This is a genomic window from Bradyrhizobium sp. LjRoot220 (assembly GCF_964252915.1).
Classification (GTDB): Bacteria; Pseudomonadota; Alphaproteobacteria; order Rhizobiales; family Xanthobacteraceae; genus Bradyrhizobium.
The window spans coordinates 1,110,331-1,135,768 of record NZ_CAXUPS020000002.1; the positions used below are offsets into that span (position 1 = coordinate 1,110,331).

The following is a 25,438-nucleotide window of genomic DNA, read 5'->3' on the forward strand; positions in this document are numbered from 1 at the left end:
ACCAGCTGCGCATTCCGCTAACCCGAAATAGGTAGTTTCCTCAACGAACCCGAATTGCGATTATGCACGGCAATTGCGGTGGCCGCCGGGGTCGTGGCGGCGACGTGCTTCCTATCAGAGTCAGCGAGAGGCCGCTTAGCTCCGAAAGGTCGGTGCGGCTTTAGCTCCTTGAGCTGTAATCGCAACTCGCAGTTCAAGCAGGGAGCAATGGCAAATGTTTATTCAGTTCTGTCAATGTCCTCATTTCCTGCCGTTCTCACGGTTGGCAATGTCCAGGCCCAAGCATGCTCCGGAGGGCCTTGTCTCCGTTACATCCGCCGCCACGCCCATTCCAGCCTCCAAGCCGATGTCGATCGGCATCGGCAGAGAGTTTGCCCTCGTGAACCAATTACGCGCCATCTCTTCGCCCGTCAGCAGGCTGCGGTGATCAGATCTGAGCGCATCTTGCCGACTTTTGCATTGTCTTTTGCATTGTCGCATCGGTCGGACGCAGGGGTATCGATCAACAGCTTGGTAACCGGAAACTAGCGATCTTTGATCTGTATCAAGGAGATCAAAAGGTTCAGTCACGATGGACGATCCAACTGCCTGGAGCCTTTTCCGCTCCGATGGAATCGGAACCGGGCTCTAGATTCTTGATTTGGCGCGTTTACTTGACACGAACCGGTGTCCACTTCGCTGGAAAACGCTCTAGTCCAGGCGCCGACGATGTCCGATCCACGATCATCAACGCCGGAGACAAATTTCCGCCGAGGCATTAGGTATGCCGGCGGTCTGGTTGCAATCGGAGGGATCTATTTCGCGCTAGCAAAAGGCGGCCTTGCTCTCGCCTCCATTCATCCCAGTGCAACGCCAATTTGGCCACCAACGGGTGTCGCGCTGGCGGCGGTGCTGTTGTGGGGATATCGGACTTGGCCCGCGATTTTCGCGGCGGCGGTGATCGCCAATGCGACGACCGCCGGCTCGGTTACTACAGCAATCGCGATTGCGACCGGTAACTCTCTTGAAGCGGTCATTGGCGCTTACCTGATCAATCGATGGTCGAGCGGATGTAGTACGTTTTCGAGGCCAGATTCTGTTGCGAAGTTTGCTCTGATTTGCGTCGTGATTGCGACACCGATCAGCGCCACCATTGGACTGACCAGCCTGGCAACCGCCGGGTACATCGAACGGACGAATTTCGCGAACGCCTGGGTCACATGGTGGTTGGGAGATGTGACCGGCGCGCTGGTCATTGCGCCCGTTATCGTGCTTTGGGCATCAAGCCACTACCCTGCCTTCAACCGCAACGAATTTTTGGAGACGGTCGGCGTGCTCGCAGCAGCCGCGGCTGTTGGACTCATTGCGTTCAGCCCTCTGATCGAGCAAACGCCGGGCCGAGATCCACTGGGTTTTCTTGCGATCCTGCCAATGTTGTGGGCGGCGCTGCGCCGCGGTCCACGTGACACCGCAACGGTTGCGCTGGTGCTTGCGGGCATCACGATTTGGGGGACGCTCACAGGCGGCGGCCCCTTCGCGACCACGGATCTCAACGTTTCATTCCTGCTGGTGTTGATGTTCCTGATCAGTATTACCGTTCCAAGCCTGTTACTGAGTGCCGACGTCGAGGTGCGCAAGAAAGGGGAGGAGAATCTGCGCCGCGCGCAGATCGAACTCGAACGGAAGGTCGCAGAGCGTACGCACGAGCTGGAGCTCGCCAATGCAGCAAAATCGCGCTTTTTTGCCATGGCAAGCCATGATTTGCGGCAGCCATTACATGCACTAGGCCTGTTCGTTGCGCAGCTGCGCACGCCGCTCAAATCGGGGGAAAGGACAAAGACGATCGAGCGGGTCGATGCAGCGCGCAAAGAAATGAATGAAATGTTCAATTCACTTCTGGATATTTCCAGGCTCGATGCCGGGATCCTTACACCTACATTTACCGAATTCCCGATCGCGCGCTTGCTGCAAAAAATTGAGAATACATTTGATCAGGCAACGCGAGAAAAAGGTTTGCGGTTACGCGTTAGGCAAAGTGACGCCTGGGTGCGAAGCGACGCCATGCTGCTCGAACGCATTCTGCTCAATCTGGTATCCAATGCCGTGCGCTATACATTGCGGGGCGGGATCATCGTCGGATGTCGTCGGCGCGGTGAAATGTTGCGTATCGAAGTAAGGGATAGCGGTCCCGGCATTCCTGAGGATCAGAAGCAGAATATCTTTAGCGGGTTTTTTCAACTTCCTGCCCCAGAACCGGATCGATATGGCAGCTTGGGCCTCGGCTTGGCTATTGTCGACAAGCTACGCCTGCTTCTCAACCATGAAATCGACTTAGCTTCGACTGTAGGCCGAGGTTCGCGATTCGCGATCCTGGTTCCGGTGGCCGATGAAGGCGTCACGTCCACCGAGCCCGTCGACTCCCCTGCGGCCTTTGCGGTCGAAGGCAAGGTAATTCTTGTTATTGCCGATGCTCCAATTGTGCTGGAGGGAACGAGCGGATTGCTTGGCAAATGGGGATACTCCGTCCTTACCGCTGGATCCGACGAGGTTGCACTTACCCGACTTGCTGAGCGCCAACAATGCCCCGATCTTATAATCTCGGATTATCATCTTGCGAACGGAAAGACCGGGAGCCAAGCCATTGAACAAGTTAATGCGGTGTTTGGTTCATCAATTCCGGCCATCCTCATCAGCGGCGATACGGCACCTGAACCGTTACGTGACGCCAAGGATAGAGGATACATTTTGCTGCACAAGCCTGTCGAGCCAATGCGGCTCCGCGCTGTCATCCACGAGCTCTTTAGGGATCATGGCGATAGGAGAGACACCGGCGGGCCGTTATGACTCAGATTTTGGCGACAATTCCCAGCCCATTTTTCCAACTTTTATCACTGCCTCGGTGCGGCTCGTTACGCCGAGTGCCTTGAGAACGACCGTAATGTGGTTCTTCACTGTCGGCACTGCCATGTTGAGGGTCTTGGCAATGATCTTGTTGCTTTTTCCCTTCATCAGGAGCGCAAGCACCTCAATCTGCCGATCGGTCAACCCGAGATCCTTGGGAGAGTCGTTCGTGGCTAGTTGGTTTGTAAGCTGCGGAGACGTGGCTTCCTCAAGAATCTCCGAGGGAATGTAAATACCGCCGGAGAACACTAACTCGATAGCGTTGAGCATGACCTCACGTTCGGTACTTTTCGTGATGAAACCCAGAGCGCCAAGTTTGAAAGCGCGCTTGACTGTATCTTGATCGTTCGAGGACGAGAGCATGATGATAGCAATGGTCGCATAGCGGTCACGGAGTTCGCGAAGGACAGAGAAGCCATCTCGATCAGGTAAATTAATATCAAGCAAAATGAGGCTGATGTCGGGATGGTCCTCGACTATGTGCACTGCCTGACGGCCGTTTGAAGCTTCAAATATGACGGCTTCTCCCTTCAGCTGTTTCAGGACAGCGTGCAACGCCTCGCGGATTAATGCATGATCGTCGACAATAAGAACTTTCATGAAAATCTCTCCGTTTCCCATTGCACGGAGATCCATTGAAAAAATCTTACACCCACCTTCGGGTCTCTGGCGAGGAAGAAGACTGGCTCCGAAACCGTCCATCCTCCGTCCTGGGCAGTCAGGCACTCAAGGTAGAAGCCGCATGCCGTTGTATGCTGAAATTGAAATCACCTCGCACCGGTGCGAACCACGAGGGTCGCGGGGCCAGAGTCTCCTTCGGCTATGCGCAATGGTGAAATGTCCAGATGTGTCTGACGGATGTCAAATCGATGCCCAGATCTGTGCGGTACCTTGATCCTAGGACCTAGGAACCTCTCTGTGTGGACCTCTGGCTGATTGACGCGCTGTGCCATTGAATGATGATCGTCACCAGGCGGCGCTCGAAGGTTCTACCAAGCGCCGCATATGATCGTTATCGCGATAGCTTCCGTGGCCGGGTTCGGCGTGAAGCGGCGCTAGACTGCGGCGTTGTCACGATCCGGCGGTGCGGCGGCGATGTTTTTTATCAAACCCGGTCCCTCTTGAACCATGCTCGCACGCCGGACGGGGCAACCAGATGCATGATCGAACTGCCACCCTGAAGCCGTTGGCAGGCGCGCTGCCGGAACTGGAAGACTACGGCCGCGATCTGCGCATTGATGCCTGCCGCGGCATCGCGCTCTGGTGGATATTTCTCGACCATGTCCCCAACAACATCGGGAGCTGGTTGACGCTGCGCAACTACGGCTTCAGCGATGCCGCGGAAGTGTTCATGTTCGTCTCGGGTGTGACCTGCGCGCTGGCCTACGGCAAGGCACGGTGGTGCGGGGGCTGGACCGGCTTGATCCGCCGGACGCTGTGGCGAAGCTGGGATATTTATGTCGCATTTCTGCTGCTCACGCTCGCCTGCGCCATCATGGTTCACCTTGCAGGCAGTGACCGTCTTGCCGACGAGAGCAATACGCGCATTCTGTTGGAACAGCCGGGCGTGACGCTCGCGCACGCGGCGATCCTGCAATACCGCCCCGTCAACACCGACGTCTTGCCGCTCTTCGTGCTTTATCACCTTTTGTTCGCGCCACTGCTGTGGCTGCTGCTGCGGGTGCCGAACGCAACGCTCGGCGCTTCGCTGTTGCTTTACACACTGGTGCACGTCTTCGGCTGGTCCATCCCGGCATGGCCGAGCAACCACTGGTACTTCAATCCGCTGGCCTGGCAGCTGCCGTTTGTGCTTGGCGCCTGGTGGATCATCGAGGGCAAGAGATTCCGGCCGTGGGTGACCTCACGCACCGCGCTTGTGGCAGCCGTTCTCTATCTGGTGTTCAGCCTCATCATCGCATTGAGCTGGAGCATCAAACCGCTGGGAGCGCCGATCCCGCAGGCGCTGATGACGCTGCTTTATCCGATGGACAAATCGAATCTCGATCCATTGCGGCTGCTGCATTTTCTTGCCCTTGCGGTCTTGGTGGTATGGTCCGTGCCTCGCAATTGGCGAGGACTGACGACGGCGGTGATGCGCGGCGCCACTCTCTGCGGCCAGAACTCGCTGCCAATCTACTGCCTCGGCGTTCTGCTGACGTTCGCCAGCCACCTGGCGCTGCTCCACATCTCGGAGGGGTTGACGATGCAGATCGCGCTCAGTGTTGGTGGCGTCCTGGTGATGATCGTGGCCGCGAAGCTGCTAAACTCGATCAAGATCAAACCCAGGCAGCAGCCGCACGCAAAGCCCGTCGAGCTGCCCGTCGAGCAGCCAACCAAGTTTGAGCTGGTCATCAATCTCAAGACAGCCAAGGCGCTCGGCGGTGACGTTCCGCCCACCGCTCGCCCGGGCCGACGGGGCGATCGAATAAAGATGCTGTTTGCTCCGATGCGCGAGTCCGACTGCGGCGCTAGTCCAGTGCCAGCAATCGCGCACGCCTTCCGATCACCGGCGAAAGATGTGGATCAAGATGTGAATTAGATCACAAGGACTGTGGAGCCTGCCTTTTATTCTTCCGGCCATCGTACAGGAGCCAAGGCCATGATTTCAAAGCCAAGGACCCACAAGCGAGCGGTGCTGATCGCGGCGTACGTGATGTTTTCCTGCGTAGTGGCATTACTGTCGGTCAACCTGACATCACCCACCAGCGCCGAGCTTGGCGCTGACTGGCAGTGCAACCGGTTTGCGCTCGTCGTCACGACCTGTACCCCGGTGCGTGCACACGAGACCGTTTCCACCGGCTTGCGCAAGCCGAGCTAGTACACGAGAAATCGGACACCCCGCTGCGAATGTCTGCTGGGCAGGTGTGCAAGGCAGGTAATTGCCGGTGTGGCCGTTCCAGGCGTTGGCCGCAGCCCCGCGCCCGGTACGCAAAAGCAGGCCGGCGCGCTGGTTGACGCCTGGGTGAAGTCAGGCGCGGCCTGTCCCGTGCAGTGATCGCGGAGCTCGTAGAGCCCTTTTGCTCGCTATACCCCCGAAAGCGGACTCTTTATGCTCACGTCGAGTTCTTCCGCTTTTGACCAAAGCGGATATGGACGGCAGCGCGGCGATCATCCTGGTCCACAATCATTCGAGCATCCCTGCGCGATAATCACCTACGCCCAAAACTATCGCATGGACGGGAGATTCCTCGATCAGATTCAAACCTAGAAAATCGCGCATTACTGAGTCTTGAATGGCACATGTCGGGAGCGAAGAAATGCCACTATTCGTCGCTGCCAAAAGCATGTTCTGCGCCACATGTCCCGCTTCCAACAGTACACTTCGGTAACCGTTTGGGTGTGGGTACTTCCACATTGTACGTTTGAAGTGAGCGACGAGAATGATGGCCGCTGCTGCGCTATCCAAGTTGTTCTGATTCGCGAGTAGGTCGCCCAATGCGGGGATTCTATCAGTGGGAATCAGCCGCAATGAATGGCCTGCGCCCGAGTAATGATATAGCCCACTCGCAAGACCCTCAACACGTCGGACATAAAGATATGCTTCGAATGGATTGCGCGCTCCGCCGGACGGCGTCCACTTAAACGGTAACCGGCCGAGCAACTCGTCGTCCACAATTTCGACTATTCCAAGCCCTGCGAATAAGCAGTTCGCGACACTATTTAACGGAATCGCGGAGTCAACAAACAACCTTATGCTACGGCGCGCATCCATGTTTGAAAAAACTGGATCGGCGGTATCGACGGGAGGGAGTCCGATAACGGAATCGGTTCCATGCTCAGTGAATAGCGACGGAGAGGGCACCGATGTATGGCGCTGGAGCAGGAATTCGTGAGCCTCTTCGCGTGAGGACCATCTGCTATCTCTAATTCCAAAGTGGTAAAGCCCGGCCGTGAGACCCCACTCCCAGTAATCCCTATATTGCTGGTCAAGGCTTGCTGAGGCAGTCCCCTCAACGACAAGCGCCGAGGCGTCCTGTAACTGCATGACTTGCTTCACAACCGATGAAGGGGCGTAGTTAGACAGCATTGTCACGATAGCTGAAATCGTGGCCCATTCATCGACCGCTGACAATATCATGAGAGCATTGCTGCTACAGCTAAACTCCACGCGCGTGACAAAATTGTAAACGAGCAGGTCTTTGCCGTTTGAATAATAAACCAGCGACCCCGCGCGCCTGATGCGCGGCTGTTCGGTCATTTCTTCAGCCGCCTCGGCTGCCATCCCGTGCGTGTAGGATCAGGGTCAAGCTTTGAGTTCGTATAAATGAATTGACACTGAAAAATTAGACGTGCCTCTGACAACTTCTTAATAGCCAGATCAAGCTCTTCCTTTCCGGAACTATCCTTGATTTTGGCTATTGCTTCTTTGATGAGCTTATCACCTTCGATGTGAAAGCCTAACGCCGTCCGCTTTAGCCACTCGATATACTCCGGCTCATCGAGATAGATCGGCTCGCCCTTCTCGCCCTTTTGAATCTTTAGAGCGACCTCAAGCAGTTCGTCCGGCGTAAAGTCATAGTTGTCCGCATAACCAATAGTTCCGGGCATAGCAATTTCTCCACCGGCTTGAATGCTGAAATACTACCATAACGATTGTAGCAGTTGCGACTATGCCGTCCAAGTGTATTCGGGACGAGATCAGTCCACACGGGCGATGTCGAGGCCTGCTGATTAGGCGGAGCACCAACCGGACCTCCCGGTATGTCCGGTATTTCGCCGCTGCCAAACCAACGGCGGACCTTCGCGGCGGCGCATCGCTCGAAGGACCAATTTTGTGGGCCGGACCCACACGGTGGACTACAGCGCGACGTTCAATTTCAGTGCCGGTCAATACGACGCACTGACGGCCCCCGACGGCGGCTTTTGGCACTAAACGGCGGATTTCCAATGTCCGCTTTTCAGCCCCTTCTGGGAGCTGAGCGGACATCGCGATTTACGAATACACGGCCTAGCTAGTTGGGCTGCTTTTGACGCAAAGCGCGCTTGCGCAGCGGGCCGCCGCCTTGCCAAATTGGGGGATGATGAAGAAGAGCCATTGATTTGCCCGACGTGTCAAGCGTAGCTCTCTAGGATGTCCGGTGCCGGTGACTCCCTCTTTCTTTGCAAGCGGTTCCTTTCTTTGCATGGGGTTGTTTTCGCGATTTTTTGTCTCGCGCCCTGCGGTGTGTCGTCCATAGCGCGCCGAAGATGCGTGTGAACGCACTGGCGGAGGCACCGCGCTCCACGCCAATGGAGAGGGGCCTGTCTCGGCGCCTGATGCATGGCTTGATTGCTGTTTTCGCCGGTGTACCCGCCGATAAAGCCCCTCGGCGACCTCGGATTTTGATGTTACCTATCGGGGCATGAACCAGCATGCCAAGGTCGACATCCGCCACTCCACCTGTCCGCACGATTGCCCATCGGCCTGCGCGCTTGATATCGAGGTAATCGACGGCCGCAGCATCGGCCGGGTGCGCGGCTCCAAGCGGCAGACCTACACCGCCGGCGTTGTCTGCGCCAAGGTCGCCCGCTATGCCGAGCGCATCCATCATCCCGACCGGCTGTTGCATCCGATGCGCCGCACCGGGCCGAAGGGCTCCGGTCAGTTCGCGCGGATCTCGTGGGATGAAGCGCTCGACGAAATCGCTGCGCGTTTCGATCAGGCCGAGAACGAGTTCGGCGCCCAATCGGTGTGGCCGTATTATTACGCCGGCACCATGGGCCTGGTGATGCGCGACGGCATCAACCGCCTTGCCAATGTGAAGAAATATTCCCGGTTCTACCAGACGATCTGCGCCAACGTCGCGCGCATCGGATTTGCCATCGGCACCGGCAAGATCGCCGGCGTCGATCCGCGCGAGATGGGCGTGTCCGACCTCGTCGTGATCTGGGGCACCAATCCCGTGAATACCCAGGTCAACGTGATGACGCACGCGATGCGCGCCCGCAAGGAGCGCGGCGCCAGGATCGCGGCGATCGATGTCTACAACAACGACACGATGAAGCAGGCCGATATCAAGATCCTGCTCAAGCCCGGCACCGACGGCGCCTTTGCCTGCGGCGTCATGCACGTGCTGTTCCGCGAAGGTTACGCCGATCGCGACTATATGGAGCGCTACACCGATTGCCCGAATGAACTGGAATCGCATCTGGCGACGCGCACGCCGGAATGGGCATCAGCGATCTCGGGCGTGCCGGTCGAGGAAATCGAGGCGTTCGCTCGCCTGGTCGGCCAGACCAAGCGTGCGTTCTTTCGGCTCGGTTATGGCTTTACCCGCAGCCGCAACGGCGCGGCGCAGATGCATGCGGCGCTGTGTATCCCGGCGGTGACCGGCGCCTGGCAACACGAAGGTGGCGGCGCGTTCTTCAACAATTTTTCGATCTGGAAGTTCGATGAATCCATCATCGAGGGCCATGACGCGATCGATCCATCCACGCGCTGGCTCGACCAGTCGCAGATCGGCCGCATCCTGACCGGCGATGCGGAGGCCTTGAAGGGCGGGCCGCCAGTCAAGGCGATGCTGATCCAGAACACCAACCCGATGGCGGTGGCGCCGGAGCAGGCGCTGGTGCGCCAGGGTTTTGCGCGCGAAGACCTGTTCATGGTGGTGCACGAGCAATTCATGACCGAGACGGCTGTCATGGCCGATATCGTGCTGCCGGCGACCATGTTCATGGAGCACGACGATCTCTATTACGGTGGCGGCCACCAGCATATTTCGGTCGGCGCCAAGCTGATCGATCCGCCCGGCGAATGCCGCTCGAACCACGAGGTGTTGCAAGGCCTCGGCCGCCGTCTCAATGCCGTCCATCCGGGCTTTACGATGTCGCCGCGCGAATTGATCGACGCCACGCTGCAGAAGAGCGGTCACGGCGATATCGCGGCCCTGGAGGCGGACCTGTGGCGCGACATCCAGCCGGATTTCCGCACCTCGCATTACCTCGACGGTTTTGCGCATGCGGACAAGAAGTTTCACTTCAAGGCCGACTGGGCGAATCCACCTTTCGGCAACGCCGGTATGGGGCCGTGGGCGCAGATGCCATCGCTGCCGGACCACTGGACCATTATCGAGGAGGCGGACGAGGCCCATCCGTTCCGGCTCGCCACCAGTCCCTCGCGCAGTTTCCTCAACACCAGCTTCAACGAAACGCCATCGTCGATCGCGCGCGAAGGCAAGCCGTCGGTGATGATGCATCCCGAAGATGCGGCCACGCTCGGGCTCGCCGACGGCGACGTTGTCACACTCGGCAATGTCAGGGGCGAGACGAATTTGACCGTAAGACTGTTCGACGGTCTGCGACGTGGCGTGTTGATCGCGGAATCGATCCAGCCGAACAAGGCCCATATCGGTGGCCGCGGCATCAACATGCTGACCGGCGCCGAGGCGGTTGCCCCCGTGGGCGGTGCGGCTTTCCATGACAACAAGGTTTGGGTGAAGAAGGCGGCACCCACGGCCTAAATCCCGCTTGCAGTTCCCCGCCATCCTGCCGCAAATGTTCGCCAATCCATGGCAAACCAGGCGAGCGGAACAATGACCGACAACAGCAGCGTGATACGCGAGAAGCGGGGCCAGGCGTTCTGGATTACGATCAACCGGCCCGACAAGCGCAACGCCATCAATGCCGACGTGGTCGCCGGCATCGCGAAGGGGTATCGCGACGCCCATGACGACAAGGAAGTCCGCGTCATTGTGCTGACGGGCGCGGGCGACAAGGCGTTTTGCGCCGGTGCCGACCTGCAGAACAGCGGCGCCGCCTTTTCGATGGATTTTTCGAGGCCGAATGTCGACTACGCTGACCTTTTGCGTCTGTCGCAGAACGCCACCAAGCCCGCGATCGCCCGGGTCGGCGGCGTCTGCATGGCCGGCGGCATGGGTCTGCTGTGCATGACCGATATGGCGGTCGCCGCCGATCATGTCATCTTCGGGTTGCCCGAGGTGAAGGTCGGCGTATTTCCGATGCAGGTGATGAGCCTGTTGCAATCGATGGCGCCGCCGCGCCTCGTCAATGAATGGGCACTGACCGGCGAGCCGTTCGATGCCAAGGCGGCTCAGGCTGCCGGACTGCTGAACTACGTGGTGCCGTCGGCTGAACTCGACGCCAAGGTCGATTGGCTGATCAGCCGCATCGTCGACAAGTCGCCGACCGCGATCCGGCGCGGTAAATATGCCATGCGCGCGATCGCCTCGATGTCGTTCGACGAAAGCATCGCCTACACCGAAAGCCAGATCGCGTTGCTGGCCATGACGGAAGACGCCAAGGAGGGCCTCAAGGCCTTCGGCGAGAAGCGTAAACCGTCATGGCCGGGGCGGTGACGGTTTGAAACGTCGATTCCGGAGCGCCATTGTCGGTCATTGCTTCACGATGCCAAGACGATAGCTCCAGTGAAGTACGAACTGCCGCACCAGGTACGGCATCATCGCGCGATAGATTTGCAACTGGCTCGGGACATGCCCGAGCGACCTCTGACGCAGCTTCTGCATCTCCTCCCTTCCGCGCTCGTAATTCCGGGTTGTTTTTTGTTCGTCGTGGACACGGAAGCAGGCGAGAAAACGTGGTAGCCGCGCCATCCGGAAGCCGACGGCCTCGGCGCGGAGCATGAAGTCCCAATCCATTGCATAATGAAATCCAGTGTTCATCGGTCCGACCTTGTCCCATATGCGTCGGCGCCAGAACATGGTCTCCTGCGGAACATAGCCGGCGTATTTGAGCGCCTCGCTGTTATGCGCCGGGAAAACCGCCCGGCCGATTTCCGAGCCGGCATAGTCGATGAAGATGCGATGTCCGTATACGAAGTCAATATCGGGCCGCTGTTCGAAGAAGTCGGCGACGCTGGCGAGCGTACCCGGCAGCAGGGTGTCGTCGCTGTTCAGATAAGCCATGATGTCGCAATCGACGTTGGCGAAGCCCCTGTTGATCGCGTCAGACTGCCCGTCGTCTGCCTCGCTTCGCCATGAAATCCTGTCGCCGTAATCCTTCAGAAGCCCGACCGTGCCGTCGCCGGATGCGGCGTCCTGAATATGATAGAAAAGGTTGGGATAATTCTGGCCGAGTACGCTGTCGATCGTCGCGCCCAGGAAACGCGCGTAGTTGAAGGTCGGCGTGACGATGGCGATGCGCGGCGGCTTGTTCGGCAAGGCCGGCGCGGCTGGCAGCGTGCGCAGATCGAGCGAACGAGGCGGGTGCTGCTCGAACGTCCACATCGGCGGACGCAACCACAATCGCCTGACATGGGCGCGCGATCTTGCGTAAGCCTGCTTCAACTGGCTCTGGCTGGCGTCGAGCGCATCGAGCCGCCGCTCGATGGCCTTCAACCGTTCCAGTAGCTGCCGCCCAACCTCGTCGTCCATTCCGTCGCAGTCCGATCGGTTGCCTTTTCCGGCTATCCTGCGTTGGCCTTCAGCCCCGCGGCCTCAATGCCCGCCACGGCGCAGATCTCGTCGTTGTCAGAGGTGTCGCCGCTGACACCGACGGCGCCCAGCAGAACACCGCCCTCCTGGATCAGCACGCCGCCGGGCACCGGTATGAGGCGACCTTGTGCCATCGTATTCACCGCGCCGACGAAGTAGGCCTGCTCCTGTGCGCGCTGGAACAGCGCGCGTGAGCCCATACCCAGCGCGAGCGCGCCGTAGGCCTTGCCGTGGGCGATTTCGGCCCGCATCAGGCTGGTGCCGTCCTGCGCGGCCGTAACTTTGACGCAACCGCGGGCGTCGAGAATGGTGACCACCAGCGGCTTCAGTTTTTTCTCGACGCCTTTGGCAAGGGCGGCATCGAGGATTTTGCGGGCGACGTCGAGGGTGAGTTCAGCCATGGATCGGTTCCTTTGCGTGTGGGGACAGAGTTGAATTGGGCTTTGCGCGGTCGAGGCTCATGGCCAGAACGCGCGCGACGTGGAGGGCGGAGCGCCGGCTGCCATCCTTGATCTGATGCCGGCACGAGGTGCCATCGGCAACGATCAGCGTGGTCCGGTCCGCGCGGCGCACGGCCGGCAACAACGACAGTTCGGCCATTTCCATCGAAGCCTGGTAGGTCTCGGCACCATAGCCGAAGGCGCCGGCCATGCCGCAGCAACTGGACTCGATGATTTCGACGTCCAGGTCGGGCACGAGGCGAAGCGCCTTTTCGACCGGCTTGAATGCACCAAAGGATTTCTGGTGGCAGTGGCCGTGAACCAGCGCCTTGGCAGGCATCGAACCGAGTGGCAGCCGCAGACGGCCGGCCTCCGCCTCGCGAACCAGGAATTCCTCGAACAGTAGAGCATGCGCGCCGATGCTCTTGGCGTCGTTATCGGAGCGCAGCGAAAGCAGTTCGTCACGGAGCGTCAGGAGACAGCTCGGCTCCAGTCCGACGATCGGTACGCCGCGTGCAGCGAACGGCGCGTAGGTCGTGACCAGTCGGTCCAGTTCAGCTCGCGCCTGATCGACCAGGCCTGCCGACAGGAACGTGCGCCCGCAGCACAGCGGTCGGGCGCGATCTGCGGGCTTGGGAAGGTGGACGCGGTAGCCGCCTTCGACCAGCACGCGCAGCGCGGCGTCGAGATTTTCCCGCTCATAGGCACGGTTGAACGTATCGGCAAACAGCACGACTTCGCGGCCGTCTTCCGGCCCGAAGGCCTCGGCATCGGTCCGAAACACATCGCGCCGGAACGCGGGCAGGGCGCGTTGCGCGCTGATGCCGGCGAATTTTTCAAGCAGCTTGCGCAGCAACGGGCTGCCGTTGCGCCAGTTGGCGAGCGGGGCGAGGCGGGCCGCGAGGCCGGCATAATGGGGCAGATATCCGACCATCCGATCGCGCAGCGAAAGCCCGTGCGTTGCCGCACGCGCCGCCAAGACCTCGATCTTCATCTTGGCCATGTCGATGCCGGTGGGGCATTCGTGGCGGCAGGCCTTGCAGGAGACGCAGAGTTTCAGCGTGTCCATCATCTCGTCGGATGCCAAGGCATCCGGCCCGAGCTGGCCGGAGATCGCCAAACGCAGCGTATTGGCGCGGCCGCGGGTGACGTCCTGCTCGTTACGGGTCGCACGGTAGGACGGACACATCACGCCGCCCTCGAGCTTCCGGCAGGCGCCGTTGTTGTTGCACATCTCGACCGCGCCCTGAAATCCACCGCCGGCGCCGGGATAGGTCGACCAGTCAAGTACGGTCTTCAGCTCACGGATGCGATAATCCGGCGGATAGCGAAACAGCGAACGGTCGTCCATCTTGGGCGGATCGACGATCTTGCCGGGATTGAGGACATTGTCCGGGTCGAAGCGCTGCTTGACCTCCCTGAAATCGGTAACGATCCGCGAACCGAACATCGCTTCATGGAATTCGGAGCGGACCAGACCGTCACCGTGTTCGCCGGAGTGCGACCCCTTGTATTCGCGCACCATCTCGAAGGTTTCCTCGGCGATGGCACGCATCGCCTTGACGTCCTTTTCGAGCTTCAGATTGAGCACAGGGCGTACATGGAGGCAGCCTTCGGACGCATGAGCATACATCGTGCCACGGGTGCCGTGCTTGGCAAAAATTCCGTTGAGGCGTTCGGTGTAATCGGCGAGATGCGGCAGCGGCACCGCACAGTCCTCGACGAAGGAAACCGGCTTGCCCTCTTGCTTCATCGACATCATGACATTGAGGCCCGCCGCACGAAAATCGGCGATGCCGGTCTGCAGTGCGGGTTCTGTGATTTCAACCACGCCACCCCATTTGCGCTGCGGCTTGTCCCAGCCGAAGCCGAGATCGGCCATCAGCTCGCCGAGTTGTTTCAGGCGACGCAAATTTTCAGCCTGGTCTTCCTCGGCAAATTCCACGATCAGCACTGCATCGGGGTCCCCGCGCACGGCGGTGCTGATGATCGGCTGGAACATTGCGATCTCGCGGCCCAGCGCGATCATGGTGCGATCGACCAGTTCCACGGCGATGGGGCGGAGCTTCACCAGGTGCTGTGCCGCATCCATCGCCTCATAGAAGCTGCCGAAATGGCAGACGCCCAGCACCTTGTTGCGGATGACCGGCCACAGCTTGAGTTCGACCTGTGTCGTGAAGGCGAGCGTACCCTCGGACCCGACCAGCAAGTGCGCCATGTTGTTCGCTGCGTTGCGCGGGACCAGCGCATCGAGATTGTATCCGCCGACGCGCCGCTGTACTTGCGGAAATCGTTCGGCGATTTCGGCTGCCTCGCGCTTGCCGAGATCGAGCATGTCGCGGAACAGCGCGAGCCCGCTATCGGGCGAATTCACGCGCGCGAGGTCGCGCGGCACCTCGCCGAAATGCAGTAGTGTGCCGTCAGCCAGCGCCGCATCCATCGAGCGCGTGTTGTCGCGCATGGTGCCGTAGCGCAGCGAACGTCCGCCGCAGGAATTATTGCCGGCCATGCCGCCGATGGTGGCACGCGATGCCGTCGAGACGTCGACCGGAAACCACAATCCGTGCTGCTTGAGCTGGCGGTTGAGGTCGTCGAGCACGATGCCGGGTTCGACCACGCAGGTTCGATTTTCGACATCCAGCGAGAGGACGCGGTTCAGGTGTTTGGAAAGGTCGACGACGATTCCCTCATTGACGGTCTGGCCGCATTGCGAAGTGCCGCCGCCGCGTGGGGTGACGATTCGGCCAGCGTCCCTTGCGATGGCCAGCGTCCGCAACGCCTCGTCCATGGTCCGGGGGACCACCACGCCAAGGGGCATCATCTGATAGAAGGACGCATCGGTCGCGTAGCGGCCGCGGTTGAACGCGTCGAAGAAGACGCCGCCGGTAATCTCGCGGGCAAGACGCACGGCAAGGGCGCTGTTTTCAGGCGAATTTTGTGACTTTTCGGCCCCTGTTGCCGCCATTGCCTTGGTCTCGTGAGTGCGCCTCAGTGTCTTGCCTGCCGGGGTCCGCCTTGGCAAGGCAAAGCCCTGCTTCTTGTGCATTGACGGGTCCCGCCGGGCGGGGGACAAGCCCGCCGAATAGTGATATTCGAGCGCTCTCGAAACCAAGACTCGTGAACGACACGACCGGGAAGGACGACGCCCCATGACTGTGCACTCTGGACGGCATTTTCTGCAGATTCCGGGACCGACCAACGTGCCGGACCGGGTGCTGCGCGCCATGGACATGCCAACCATGGATCACCGGGGTCCCGAATTCGCCGAGGTCGGCCACGCGGTGCTGGCGGCCATGCAGCGGGTGTTCCGCACCAAGCAGCCGGTGATCATCTACCCGTCGTCGGGCACCGGGGCCTGGGAAGCGGCGATCGTCAACACGCTGCAGCCCGGCGACAAGGTCCTGATGGCCGAGACCGGCCAGTTCGCCGTGCTGTGGCGCGGCATCGCCGACAAATTCAAGCTCGATGTCGATTTCCTGCCCGGCGACTGGCGCCACGGCGCTGATCTGGAGCAGATCGAGGCCCGGCTGACGGCTGACCGCCAGCACAAGATCAAGGCGGTCATGGTCGTGCACAACGAGACCTCGACCGCGTGCGTCACCTATCCGCTCGAAGTCCGCAAGATTCTCGACCGCGTCAAGCATCCGGCGCTGCTGATGGTCGACACCATCTCCGGCCTTGGCTCACTGGAATATGAACACGACGCCTGGGGCATCGACGTGTCGGTCGCAGGATCGCAGAAGGGGCTGATGCTGCCGCCAGGTCTCGGTTTCAACGCCGTATCGGAAAAGGCGCTCGCGGTGGCGAAGACTAACCCGGCCATGCGTTCCTATTGGGACTGGCAGGAAGTCATCGCGATCAACAAGGTCGGCACCTGGCCCTATACGCCGGCAACCAATCTGCTGTTCGGGCTGCGCGAAGCGGTCAAGATGCTCGAGGAAGAGGGACTGGAAAACGTCTTCGCCCGCCACAAGCGCCACAGTGCCGCGACGCGCGCGGCCATCAAGGCCTGGGGCCTGGAAACGCAGTGTCAGGAACAGGGCGCGCACTCGCCCGCGTTGACCGGCGTCGTGATGCCGGAAGGCCATGACGCCGATAACTTCCGCAAAGTAGTGCTGGAAAACTTCGATATGTCGCTCGGCACCGGCCTCAACAAGATCAAGGGCAAGGTATTCCGGATCGGCCATATCGGGCATTTCAACGATCTGATGCTGATGGGGACGCTGTCGGGCGTCGAGATGGGTCTCGATCTGGCCAAGGTGCCGCATCGAGGCGGGGGCGTGCTGGCGGCGATGGAAGTGCTCAAGGGACGCGATGTCGTTTCGATGCCCAAGGTCGCCGTCGCCTGAACCGGTCTCGACCCGAAAACGAAAAGAACGGAAAGAACTGCGATGAACGCACCTGTAGCTGCAACTGAAGACCTGCTCTATTCCGTCGAGGACGGTATTGCCCGGCTAACGTTCAACCGGCCGCAGGCGCGGAATGCGCTGACATTTGCGATGTACGAGCAGATGGCGACGATCTGCGAGAGCGTCAACCAGGACCGCTCGATCAAGGCGATGATCCTGACCGGCACGGGCGACAAGGCGTTTGCATCGGGTACCGACATCTCTCAATTCCGTGCCTTCAAGACCGCCGAGGACGCGCTCGAATATGAGGAGCGGATCGATCGCGTGCTGGGCACACTGGAGAAGGTCCGGGTGCCGACGATTGCGGCCATTGCCGGTGCCTGCACCGGTGGTGGCGCCGGGATTGCTGCCTGCTGCGATATCCGGATCGGCACCGCGACGACGCGCATCGGCTTTCCCATTGCGCGCACGCTGGGCAATTGCCTGTCGATGTCCAATATCAGCCGCGTCGTCGCGCTGGTCGGGCCGGCGCGGACCAAGGACCTGATTTTTACAGCGCGGTTGATCGAGGCCCCGGAGGCGCTGTCGCTCGGTCTGCTCAACGAAGTGGTGCCTGACGTTCCGACACTGCAGCGCCGGGCCGATGAAACCGCCAAGCTGGTTGCCGGTCATGCGCCGATCACGATGGAAACCGCCAAGGAAGCGGTGCTCCGTATACGCCGCACGCTGTCGCGCGAGGAGGGCCGGGATCTGATCCTGCGCGCCTATATGAGCGAGGATTTCCGCGAAGGCATGGATGCCTTCCTCAACAAGCGAACGCCGAACTGGAAGGGCAAATAGGCTCGGCCCGGGTTCAATTGATCACGATTAGGGTTCCGTATCGTCGCGAACATGGTTCGCTTGGCTCATGCGAAAGTCATAGGCAGTGTGGGGTGGTTCGACTTGAACTGGTGCTGTTAAATCCGCACAATGGGACGGTGCGTGGTTACGTTTCTATTATTAAAACAAATACATAGGGAAGAAACACGTGGGACAGATCCTCAAAGCCACGGCCGCCTTGGCGGCCATGATCGTCAGTGCGCCGGCGTTCGCTGCCTGGGAGCCGACCAAACCGGTTGAAATCGTGGTCGCAGCAGGCGCCGGCGGCGCCTCCGACCAGATGGCGCGCATGATGCAGGCGGCGATCCAGAAGAACAATCTGATGAAGCAGCCGATAGTGGTCTCGCTCAAGGGCGCCGCTTCCGGCGCCGAGGCGCTGATGTACATGAAGTCCAGCGACGGCGACCCCAACAAGGTGCTGATCGCCTACTCGCTGATCTACATGCTGCCATTGTCGGCGAAGATTCCCTTCAACTGGCGCGATCTCACGCCGGTGTCGGTGGTCGCGCTCGACCAGTTCGTGCTGTGGGACAATGCCGCCGGACCGAAATCCGTGAAGGAATTCATTGCCGCCGCCAAGGCCGCAAGTTCGCCGTTCAAGATGGGCGGCACCGGCTCCAAGCGTGAGGATCACGTGCTCACCGTGTTCATGGAGCAGAGGACCGGCGCGAAATTCTCCTATCTGCCTTATAAATCAGGCGGCGAGGCCGCGACGCAACTGGTCGGCAACCATACCGAATCCAACGTCAACAACCCGTCCGAAAACCTCGAGGTCTGGCGCGCCGGCCAGGTCCGCGCGCTGTGCGTGTTCGACAAGGAGCGGATCGCCTACAAGACCAAGGTCACCGAGACGCAATCCTGGAACGACATTCCGACCTGTAAGGAAGAAGGGCTCGACGTGCAGTATCTGATGCTGCGCGCGATGTTCCTGCCGGGCAAGGTCACGCCGGAACAGCAGGCATTCTATGTCGATCTGTTCCAGAAGGTGACGCAGACCACGGAGTACAAGGAATACATGGAAAAGCAGGCGTTGAAGCCGATCTTCCTCACCGGCAAGGATATGGTGAAGTTCCTCGAAGAGGACGACAAGCTCAACGCCTCGCTGATGAACGAAGCCGGTTTCGTGGCGAAGTAGCCAACCGCAGCGCGTTATTTCTCGGCCGGACCGTATCCAGCGATCCTGCCGAGAACGTTCTTGATCTCTGCTTTGGGCAGCAACCGCGGCGTGCCGATCTGAAGGCAGCCGTAGTATTGTCGCGCCAGCGCCTCGACCTCCACCGCAAGCCACATTGCCTTCGACAGCGAAGGTCCGACGGCGATCATGCCGTGATGTTCCAGCAGACAGGCCAATCGGTCCTCGAGCGCCCGCACGGCGTGTTCCGACAGCTCCTGGGTGCCGAATGTCGCGTAGGGCGCGCAGCGGATGGTGTCGCCGCCGGCGACCGCGATCATGTAGTGGATCGGCGGGATTTCCAGACCCATGATCGCGAGGATCGTCGAATAGGGTGGGTGCGCGTGCACCACCGCGTGGACCTCGGGCCGTGCCCTGAGGATGTCGAGGTGAAACCGCCACTCGCTCGACGGGCGCTGCGCCGGATCGAACGAACCGTCCAGGCCCATGAATACGATCTGCTGGGGCTGCATCGCCTCGTAGGGCACGCTGGTCGGTGTGATCAGCAGGCCGGTCTCATGCCGCAGGCTGATATTCCCGGAAGTGCCCTGATTGATGCCCAGTGCGTTCATGTTGCGGCAGGCGTCGATGATGGACTGGCGCTTTTCCCGCTCGTTGCTGGTCGGCATCCACTTTCTCCTGATCGCTGCGCCGTGGCGCCGTCACATCATAAGGCCTGTCAGAGGCCTTTGCAGTGGGCGAACAATGGTTGATTATTGCGTCGCAGTATAGTCGAACATCTGCGCGGTTGTACGTCGGAGCGGTTCCGCCGCAACAAGCAATGTGGGAGCAATCATGACGAATGCCGTGCTTGGCATTATCGGCGGATCCGGCATCTACGATCTGCCGGGGCTGGAAAGCGTCCGCGACGAGACGATCGAAAGCCCTTGGGGCGAAGCTTCTGCGCCCGTCAGGCATGGCGTCATTGCCGGGCTGCCGATCGTATTTCTGCCGCGGCATGGGAAGGGGCACGTGCTGTCGCCCTCGGATATCAACTACCGCGCCAATATCGACGTGCTGAAACGGGCAGGGGTTACCGACCTGGTTTCGCTCTCGGCCTGCGGTTCGTTTCGGGAGGATCTCCCGCCTGGCACATTCGTGCTCGTGGATCAGTTCGTGGACCGCACCCACAAGCGCGAGAGTTCATTCTTCGGCAAAGGCTGCGTTGCCCATGTCTCGATGGCTCATCCGGTGTCACCGCGCCTGTTGGTGCATCTGGCGGCGGCCGCCAGGGCCGAGGACATCGCGGCCGTCCAAGGCGGCACCTATGTCTGTATGGAGGGTCCGCAGTTCTCGAGCCTTGCCGAGAGCCTTGCCTACAAGGCGCAGGGCCATTCGGTGATCGGCATGACCAACATGCCGGAAGCCAAGCTCGCCCGCGAGGCCGAGATCTGCTACGCTAGCGTCGCTATGGTCACCGATTTCGATTGCTGGCATCCCCAGCACGACGCAGTGACGGTTCAGGACATCATTCGCGTGCTGAATTCGAATGCCGAAAAGGCCAAGGGCCTGGTCGCGCGCCTTGCCAGGGATTTCCCGCGCCAGCATGAGCCGTGTCCGATCGGTTCGGACCGGGCCCTCGATACCGCGCTGATCACGGCGCCGGAGGCGCGAGATCCCAAATTGCTCAGGAAACTCGACGCGGTGGCCGGCAGGGTGTTGCGCTCATGAAGGTCGATGGCAGACATTTTCGCAGCATCTGGCTCGAGCCCGATGGATGGTCGGTCGGGGCGATCGACCAGCGGCGGCTGCCGCATGAATTCGTCATCGCGCGGATGACGACTGCGGCGGAGGCCGGCGAAGCCATCCGATCCATGCTGGTGCGCGGCGCGCCGCTGATCGGCGCAACCGCGGCTTATGGCATGGCGCTGGCGATGCGCGCCGATGCCTCCGATGCGGCGCTCGACTTCGCCTACAAGATGCTGATTGCGAGCCGGCCGACGGCCATCAACTTGAAATGGGCGCTCGATGAAATGCACGGGATGCTGCGGCCCTTGCCGCCGTCAGGACGTGTCGTGGCGGCCTACAAGCGTGCCGCTGAAATCGCGGAGGAGGACGTCGCGATCAATCAGGATATCGGCCGGCACGGTCTGGCGCTGATCGAAGCGATCGCCGCAGCCAAGCCGGGCGAGACGGTCAACATCCTGACTCACTGCAACGCCGGATGGCTGGCTACGGTCGATTTTGGCACCGCGACGGCTCCAATTTACCTCGCGCATGATCGTGGCCTGAAGGTTCATGTTTGGGTCGATGAAACGCGTCCCCGTAATCAGGGCGCTTCGCTCACGGCATGGGAACTTGGCCACCACGGCGTCCCGCATACGGTAATCGCCGACAATACCGGTGGCCACCTGATGCAACACCGGATGGTCGATCTGGCCATCGTCGGAACCGACCGGGTAGCTGCCAATGGCGATGTCTGCAACAAGATCGGAACCTACTTGAAGGCACTCGCCGCGCACGACAACGGCGTGCCGTTCTATGTTGCACTGCCGTCGCCGACGATCGACTTTGGTATCGACGACGGCATAAAGCAGATTCCGATCGAACAGCGCGCATCCGATGAGGTGGCCAACGTGACCGGCCGCACCGCCGATGGGCGTATCGAAACGGTGCGCGTGGTGCCTGCGGGATCGGCGGTCGCCAATTATGCGTTCGACGTCACGCCGGCACGGCTGGTGACGGGGCTGATCACCGAGCGTGGTGTGCTGAGGCCTGAACGTGCTGCACTTGCGAGCACGTTTCCCGATCGGGTCCGATAGCGTTCCGTGGAAGCCGGCCCGGGTTGAGAAAACCCGCCAAACCAAAGTAGCCGCTGAAGGTTACATTGACGCCGGTAACGCCAGCACTGTATCCCGTATGCCACCAGTTAGCGGGACAGATCTCATCCAATGTCAAATACCGACATCGAAATCGTCGTCGACGATCCCACCGCACCGGAGGCCAATTCACCCGTCGTGACGAGCGTGCGCATCGTCGACGTCGTGGTGTCGCTGCTGTTGCTGGCCCTGGCGCTGACGCTCGGATGGGACAACTGGCGCACCGGCGCCGCCTGGGACTCTACCGGCCCGCAGGCCGGTTATTTTCCGTTCTATCTGTCGGTCATCCTTGGTGGCGCCAGCCTCTATGGCCTCGTCACCGCGTTCCTGTCGCGCAAGGAGGCCGCCGAGACTTTCGTCACGCGGGCGCAACTTCGCCGCGTCATGGCCGTGTTCGTGCCGACGCTGCTGTTCTGTCTGGCCATGCAATTTCTCGGGCTCTATGTCGCAAGCTTCCTCCTGATTTCGGTCTTCATGCGCGTGGTCGGCAAGATCGCGTTGTGGAAATCACTGCTGACCGCCTTCGTGTTCACCGCTGTGATGTTCGTGACCTTCGACATCGCGTTTGACGTCATCATGCCGAAGGGCCCGCTCGAAGCGGCCCTCGGCCGCTAGTAGATCGCAGGAAGTTCGATGGAAGCCTTCGGTCTACTCATGCACGGCTTTGCCGTCCTGCTGACGTGGAAGACGCTTGTTCTGATGATGGTCGGGCTGGTGCTCGGCATTTTCGTCGGCGTGCTGCCGGGGCTGGGCGGGCCGAACGGCGTAGCGATCCTGCTGCCGCTGACCTTCACGATGGATCCGACCTCGGCCATTGTAATGCTGTCCTGCATTTATTGGGGTGCCCTGTTCGGCGGCGCCATCACCTCCATCCTGTTCAACATCCCCGGCGAAGCCTGGTCGGTCGCGACCACGTTCGACGGTTATCCGATGGCGCAACAGGGCAGGGCGGCGGAAGCGCTGACCGCGGCCTTCACCTCGTCCTTTATCGGTTCGCTGGTGGCGGTGCTGCTGATCACGTTCCTGGCGCCGATGATCTCGTCCTTTGCGTTGAAGTTCGGGCCGCCGGAATTCTTCGCGGTTTATCTGCTCACTTTCTGCTCTTTTGTGGGGCTCGGCCGCGAGGCCAAGCACAAGACGGTCATTTCGATGTCGCTCGGTCTGTTGCTCGCCGGCGTCGGCATGGACACGGTATCCGGCCAGCTTCGTATGACCTTCGGTTCGACCGACCTCTTGCGCGGCATTAATTTTCTGGTCGCGGTGATCGGCCTGTTCGGCATCAGCGAGATCCTGCTGACGATGGAAGAGCGCCTCGCGCTGCGCGGACATGCCGCCGGCATCAGCCTGCGCGTCGTGCTGTCGGTCTGGAGGGACCTGCCGAAATACTGGATGACGCTGTTTCGTTCGTCGTTCATCGGCTGCTGGCTCGGCATCACGCCGGGCGGTGCGATCGCGGCCTCGTTCATGGGCTATAATCTCGCCAAGCGCTTTTCCAAGGATCCGGACGGCTTCGGCAAGGGCCGCATCGAAGGTGTGTTCGCGCCGGAAACGGCGGCGCATGCCTCGGGCACCGCGGCACTGCTGCCGATGCTGGCGCTCGGTATTCCCGGCTCCGGCACCGCGGCGATCCTGCTCGGCGGCTTGATGGTGTGGGGCCTCAACCCCGGGCCATTGCTGTTCGTCGAGCACAAGGATTTCGTCTGGGGCCTGATCGCCTCGATGTATCTCGGCAACGTGGTCGGTCTCGTGCTGGTGCTGACGACGGTGCCGATCTTTGCCTCGATCCTGCGGGTGCCGTTCGCAGCCGTCGCGCCGATGATCGTGGTGTCCTGCGCGATTGGCGCCTACGCGATCCAGAACGCCATGTTCGATATCTGGCTGATGCTCGGCTTCGGCGTTGTCGGCTACGTCTTCAAGAAGATCGGAATTCCGCTGGCGCCGTTTACGCTGGCGCTGGTGCTCGGCAACCGCGCCGAGGATGCGTTTCGCCTGTCGATGATCGGCTCCGGCGGCGACATGAAGGTGTTCTGGTCGAACGGCCTGGTTGGTTCGATTACAACACTGGCGATCGTTCTCTTGTTCTGGCCGGTGATCGACAAAGCGTTTAGCAGCATCACCCGGTTGATGCGGACGGCAAAAAGCCCTGCATAGCCCGATGTTTGGCTCGGCTTCAGGGTTTCTTCACCTAGCTCCGACCAACCCGTGGATGGAACTCGATTGCGTCCGCTTGTTGCTCGTGGGTAACAGGCTACGGGCGAATTCCCTGTATAGTGGTTCCATGTTCAATTTCACCTTTTAGGGGAAACCGATGAAGCGCATTTTGATCGCAAGCGCCGCGATTGCTTCGCTGTCCGTTACCAACGCACTGGCGGCGGATATGGCGCCGCGGCCCTATACCAAGGCGCCGGTGATCGTAGATCCCGGCTATAACTGGACCGGCTTCTATGTTGGTCTCAATGGCGGTTACAGCTGGGGCCGGTCCGATTCGACGGTTGCGGTGGTCCCGTTGTTGCCCGCGCTCACGAACGTTCGTCACAACGTTGACGGGTGGCTTGGCGGCGCGCAGGCGGGCTACAACTGGCAGGTCGATCGGCGCTGGTTGTTTGGTCTCGAAGCTGACATTCAGGGCACCGGTGAACGCGGCAGCGCGACCACCTTGCTGGGTTCGGTACGAATACCCGTTGGTGACAATGCAATCGCCCTTTCGGCCAGCAACGTCCGCAGCACGGAGCTACCCTGGTTTGCAACCTTCAGGGGCAGGACCGGCGCGCTCGTCGATCCGAGTTTGCTTTTGTACGTGACGGGCGGCCTGGCGGTTGGCGAGGTCAAGTTCAGCACGCAAACCACAGCCACGGCGCAATTGTTTGGTCCGGGAGTTAACAGCACGACGCCGATCGGCGCAGCCGTTACGCTCGCAGGACCCGTATTGTCGGGAAGCTCGACCCGGGTTGGCTGGACGGTCGGCGCGGGTCTGGAAAAGAAGTTCACCCCCAATTGGTCGGCGAAGGCCGAATACCTCTATATGGACCTGGGGTCGCAGACCTATTTCGGCGGTACCGCCGATGAGGTCAGGGTGAAATTCCACGACCACATTGCCCGCGTCGGCATCAACTATCAGTTCACCACAGGGCCGGTCGTCGCCAAGTATTGAGCGGCGGAACGACCGCAACAAAAAAGCCCCGGTATTCCGGGGCTTTTTCATGCGCCGAATGCCCGGCACGACGAATTCCCGGCATTTGGGCTGTCTGTCAAACCACCCAGTGTTGCCTGAGGTCGGCGATCTAGTCCTTGCCAAAGCCGAATTCGCCCTCCGGCGACCGGTACTGGTATGCCGGTTGGCGTCTGCGACAGCTTCTCCTGTCATCGACAAGGCGTTTGGGAGCGTCACCGCGCTGATGCGAACGGCGAAAAATCGGATTTGCCTGTGCTTAGGTCGACTTCAGCGGTTTCACGTTGACCCGGCCCACCCCATTAATGGAACCCGTTTAAATCCCCTTGTTGCTGACGGGTA

Annotated in this window: 20 protein-coding genes; 13 read left to right on the forward strand and 7 right to left on the reverse strand. The window is 60.5% G+C overall.

Translation table 11 applies throughout. From position 1 onward, the window contains the following. The first annotated feature begins 708 nt into the window (after positions 1 to 708). A complete protein-coding gene (locus tag ACSQ84_RS13955; RefSeq protein ID WP_436212216.1) occupies positions 709 to 2,823 on the forward strand; it encodes an MASE1 domain-containing protein in 2,115 nt (704 codons plus the stop codon). Here the strand turns inward: ACSQ84_RS13955 and ACSQ84_RS13960 are convergent. Beyond that, positions 2,818 to 3,480, reverse strand: a complete 663-nt coding sequence (locus tag ACSQ84_RS13960) for a response regulator (protein WP_436212217.1) — start codon at positions 3,478 to 3,480, stop codon at positions 2,818 to 2,820. The two genes, ACSQ84_RS13955 and ACSQ84_RS13960, sit on opposite strands and share 6 nt — an antisense overlap. A 586-nt stretch (positions 3,481 to 4,066) precedes the next feature. Between ACSQ84_RS13960 and opgC the strand changes: the two genes are divergently transcribed. Both opgC and ACSQ84_RS13970 read left to right on the forward strand, forming a co-directional pair. Then, complete coding sequence (opgC, locus tag ACSQ84_RS13965; protein WP_436212218.1) at positions 4,067 to 5,419, forward strand: OpgC domain-containing protein; 1,353 nt, start codon at positions 4,067 to 4,069, stop codon at positions 5,417 to 5,419. Between the two features lie 60 nt (positions 5,420 to 5,479). After that, positions 5,480 to 5,698, forward strand: a complete 219-nt coding sequence (locus ACSQ84_RS13970) for a hypothetical protein (RefSeq protein WP_436212219.1) — start codon at positions 5,480 to 5,482, stop codon at positions 5,696 to 5,698. A gap of 306 nt (positions 5,699 to 6,004) precedes the next feature. Here ACSQ84_RS13970 and ACSQ84_RS13975 read toward each other — a convergent pair whose 3' ends face one another. Both ACSQ84_RS13975 and ACSQ84_RS13980 read right to left on the reverse strand, forming a co-directional pair. After that, entirely contained in the window at positions 6,005 to 7,078 is a 1,074-nt protein-coding gene (locus tag ACSQ84_RS13975; protein WP_436212220.1) for a SagB/ThcOx family dehydrogenase, read from the reverse strand. Beyond that, a complete protein-coding gene (locus tag ACSQ84_RS13980; protein WP_436212221.1) occupies positions 7,075 to 7,428 on the reverse strand; it encodes a hypothetical protein in 354 nt (117 codons plus the stop codon). The genes ACSQ84_RS13975 and ACSQ84_RS13980 overlap by 4 nt, the downstream gene beginning before the upstream one ends. A 794-nt stretch (positions 7,429 to 8,222) precedes the next feature. Here ACSQ84_RS13980 and ACSQ84_RS13985 point away from each other — a divergent pair. Beyond that, positions 8,223 to 10,319, forward strand: coding sequence for a molybdopterin oxidoreductase family protein (locus ACSQ84_RS13985; protein WP_436212222.1), 2,097 nt, complete (start codon positions 8,223 to 8,225; stop codon positions 10,317 to 10,319). Positions 10,320 to 10,391: 72 nt separating this feature from the next. After that, positions 10,392 to 11,174 carry an enoyl-CoA hydratase/isomerase family protein gene (locus tag ACSQ84_RS13990; protein ID WP_436212223.1) on the forward strand — a complete coding sequence of 261 codons (783 nt, stop codon included), beginning with the start codon at positions 10,392 to 10,394 and terminating at the stop codon, positions 11,172 to 11,174. A 36-nt stretch (positions 11,175 to 11,210) separates the two neighbouring features. Here ACSQ84_RS13990 and ACSQ84_RS13995 read toward each other — a convergent pair whose 3' ends face one another. From ACSQ84_RS13995 to ACSQ84_RS14005, 3 genes are read right to left on the reverse strand one after another with little or no spacing between them, the layout of a single operon-like run. After that, entirely contained in the window at positions 11,211 to 12,209 is a 999-nt protein-coding gene (locus tag ACSQ84_RS13995) for a glycosyltransferase family 2 protein (RefSeq protein ID WP_436212224.1), read from the reverse strand. Positions 12,210 to 12,241: 32 nt separating this feature from the next. Further along, positions 12,242 to 12,670 (reverse strand): GlcG/HbpS family heme-binding protein, encoded by a 429-nt coding sequence (locus ACSQ84_RS14000; protein WP_436212225.1) that lies wholly within the window; start codon positions 12,668 to 12,670, stop codon positions 12,242 to 12,244. After that, positions 12,663 to 15,674 (reverse strand): FAD-binding and (Fe-S)-binding domain-containing protein, encoded by a 3,012-nt coding sequence (locus tag ACSQ84_RS14005; RefSeq protein ID WP_436212226.1) that lies wholly within the window; start codon positions 15,672 to 15,674, stop codon positions 12,663 to 12,665. The genes ACSQ84_RS14000 and ACSQ84_RS14005 overlap by 8 nt, the downstream gene beginning before the upstream one ends. Before the next feature lie 184 nt (positions 15,675 to 15,858). On the opposite strand from ACSQ84_RS14005, the gene ACSQ84_RS14010 reads away from it, so the two are divergent. From ACSQ84_RS14010 to ACSQ84_RS14020, 3 genes are all read left to right on the forward strand, one after another. Further along, a complete protein-coding gene (locus tag ACSQ84_RS14010) occupies positions 15,859 to 17,058 on the forward strand; it encodes a pyridoxal-phosphate-dependent aminotransferase family protein (RefSeq protein ID WP_436212227.1) in 1,200 nt (399 codons plus the stop codon). Positions 17,059 to 17,100: 42 nt separating this feature from the next. Beyond that, positions 17,101 to 17,898, forward strand: coding sequence for an enoyl-CoA hydratase/isomerase family protein (locus tag ACSQ84_RS14015; protein WP_436212228.1), 798 nt, complete (start codon positions 17,101 to 17,103; stop codon positions 17,896 to 17,898). Positions 17,899 to 18,124: 226 nt separating this feature from the next. Next, on the forward strand, positions 18,125 to 19,072 hold the full coding sequence (locus ACSQ84_RS14020) for a Bug family tripartite tricarboxylate transporter substrate binding protein (protein WP_436212294.1): 948 nt from the start codon (positions 18,125 to 18,127) through the stop codon (positions 19,070 to 19,072). A gap of 14 nt (positions 19,073 to 19,086) precedes the next feature. Here ACSQ84_RS14020 and ACSQ84_RS14025 read toward each other — a convergent pair whose 3' ends face one another. Next, positions 19,087 to 19,737 (reverse strand): class II aldolase/adducin family protein, encoded by a 651-nt coding sequence (locus tag ACSQ84_RS14025; protein WP_436212229.1) that lies wholly within the window; start codon positions 19,735 to 19,737, stop codon positions 19,087 to 19,089. A 166-nt stretch (positions 19,738 to 19,903) separates the two neighbouring features. Here ACSQ84_RS14025 and ACSQ84_RS14030 point away from each other — a divergent pair, with 166 nt between their 5' ends. The 5 genes from ACSQ84_RS14030 to ACSQ84_RS14050 all read left to right on the forward strand — a co-directional run bounded on the left by ACSQ84_RS14030 (position 19,904) and on the right by ACSQ84_RS14050 (position 25,078). Further along, entirely contained in the window at positions 19,904 to 20,779 is an 876-nt protein-coding gene (locus ACSQ84_RS14030) for an S-methyl-5'-thioadenosine phosphorylase (protein WP_436212230.1), read from the forward strand. Beyond that, positions 20,776 to 21,870 carry an S-methyl-5-thioribose-1-phosphate isomerase gene (gene mtnA / locus ACSQ84_RS14035; RefSeq protein ID WP_436212231.1) on the forward strand — a complete coding sequence of 365 codons (1,095 nt, stop codon included), beginning with the start codon at positions 20,776 to 20,778 and terminating at the stop codon, positions 21,868 to 21,870. Before ACSQ84_RS14030 ends, mtnA begins: the two co-directional genes overlap by 4 nt. Before the next feature lie 129 nt (positions 21,871 to 21,999). Then, complete coding sequence (locus ACSQ84_RS14040) at positions 22,000 to 22,542, forward strand: tripartite tricarboxylate transporter TctB family protein (RefSeq protein ID WP_436212232.1); 543 nt, start codon at positions 22,000 to 22,002, stop codon at positions 22,540 to 22,542. 18 nt (positions 22,543 to 22,560) lie between these two features. Then, the gene (locus tag ACSQ84_RS14045) at positions 22,561 to 24,078 is read left to right on the forward strand and encodes a tripartite tricarboxylate transporter permease (RefSeq protein ID WP_436212233.1); all 1,518 of its coding nucleotides are present in this window, start codon (positions 22,561 to 22,563) and stop codon (positions 24,076 to 24,078) included. Between the two features lie 157 nt (positions 24,079 to 24,235). Then, positions 24,236 to 25,078, forward strand: a complete 843-nt coding sequence (locus ACSQ84_RS14050; protein ID WP_436212234.1) for an outer membrane protein — start codon at positions 24,236 to 24,238, stop codon at positions 25,076 to 25,078. The last annotated feature ends 360 nt before the right edge of the window (positions 25,079 to 25,438 follow it).

Bases quoted from the DNA above. Each gene is read 5' to 3' on its own strand.
- ACSQ84_RS14050 (WP_436212234.1), top strand. From the start codon at position 24,236: ATGAAGCGCATTTTGATCGCAAGCGCCGCGATTGCTTCGCTGTCCGTT.
- ACSQ84_RS13990 (WP_436212223.1), top strand. From the start codon at position 10,392: ATGACCGACAACAGCAGCGTGATACGCGAGAAGCGGGGCCAGGCGTTC.
- ACSQ84_RS14040 (WP_436212232.1), top strand. From the start codon at position 22,000: ATGTCAAATACCGACATCGAAATCGTCGTCGACGATCCCACCGCACCG.
- ACSQ84_RS13980 (WP_436212221.1), bottom strand. From the start codon at position 7,428: ATGCCCGGAACTATTGGTTATGCGGACAACTATGACTTTACGCCGGAC.
- ACSQ84_RS13975 (WP_436212220.1), bottom strand. From the start codon at position 7,078: ATGACCGAACAGCCGCGCATCAGGCGCGCGGGGTCGCTGGTTTATTAT.
- ACSQ84_RS13985 (WP_436212222.1), top strand. From the start codon at position 8,223: ATGAACCAGCATGCCAAGGTCGACATCCGCCACTCCACCTGTCCGCAC.
- mtnA (WP_436212231.1), top strand. From the start codon at position 20,776: ATGAAGGTCGATGGCAGACATTTTCGCAGCATCTGGCTCGAGCCCGAT.
- ACSQ84_RS14005 (WP_436212226.1), bottom strand. From the start codon at position 15,674: ATGGCGGCAACAGGGGCCGAAAAGTCACAAAATTCGCCTGAAAACAGC.
- ACSQ84_RS14030 (WP_436212230.1), top strand. From the start codon at position 19,904: ATGACGAATGCCGTGCTTGGCATTATCGGCGGATCCGGCATCTACGAT.
- ACSQ84_RS14000 (WP_436212225.1), bottom strand. From the start codon at position 12,670: ATGGCTGAACTCACCCTCGACGTCGCCCGCAAAATCCTCGATGCCGCC.
- ACSQ84_RS14020 (WP_436212294.1), top strand. From the start codon at position 18,125: ATGATCGTCAGTGCGCCGGCGTTCGCTGCCTGGGAGCCGACCAAACCG.
- ACSQ84_RS14010 (WP_436212227.1), top strand. From the start codon at position 15,859: ATGACTGTGCACTCTGGACGGCATTTTCTGCAGATTCCGGGACCGACC.
- ACSQ84_RS14025 (WP_436212229.1), bottom strand. From the start codon at position 19,737: ATGCCGACCAGCAACGAGCGGGAAAAGCGCCAGTCCATCATCGACGCC.
- ACSQ84_RS13970 (WP_436212219.1), top strand. From the start codon at position 5,480: ATGATTTCAAAGCCAAGGACCCACAAGCGAGCGGTGCTGATCGCGGCG.
- ACSQ84_RS13995 (WP_436212224.1), bottom strand. From the start codon at position 12,209: ATGGACGACGAGGTTGGGCGGCAGCTACTGGAACGGTTGAAGGCCATC.
- ACSQ84_RS14045 (WP_436212233.1), top strand. From the start codon at position 22,561: ATGGAAGCCTTCGGTCTACTCATGCACGGCTTTGCCGTCCTGCTGACG.
- ACSQ84_RS13955 (WP_436212216.1), top strand. From the start codon at position 709: ATGTCCGATCCACGATCATCAACGCCGGAGACAAATTTCCGCCGAGGC.
- ACSQ84_RS13960 (WP_436212217.1), bottom strand. From the start codon at position 3,480: ATGAAAGTTCTTATTGTCGACGATCATGCATTAATCCGCGAGGCGTTG.
- ACSQ84_RS14015 (WP_436212228.1), top strand. From the start codon at position 17,101: ATGAACGCACCTGTAGCTGCAACTGAAGACCTGCTCTATTCCGTCGAG.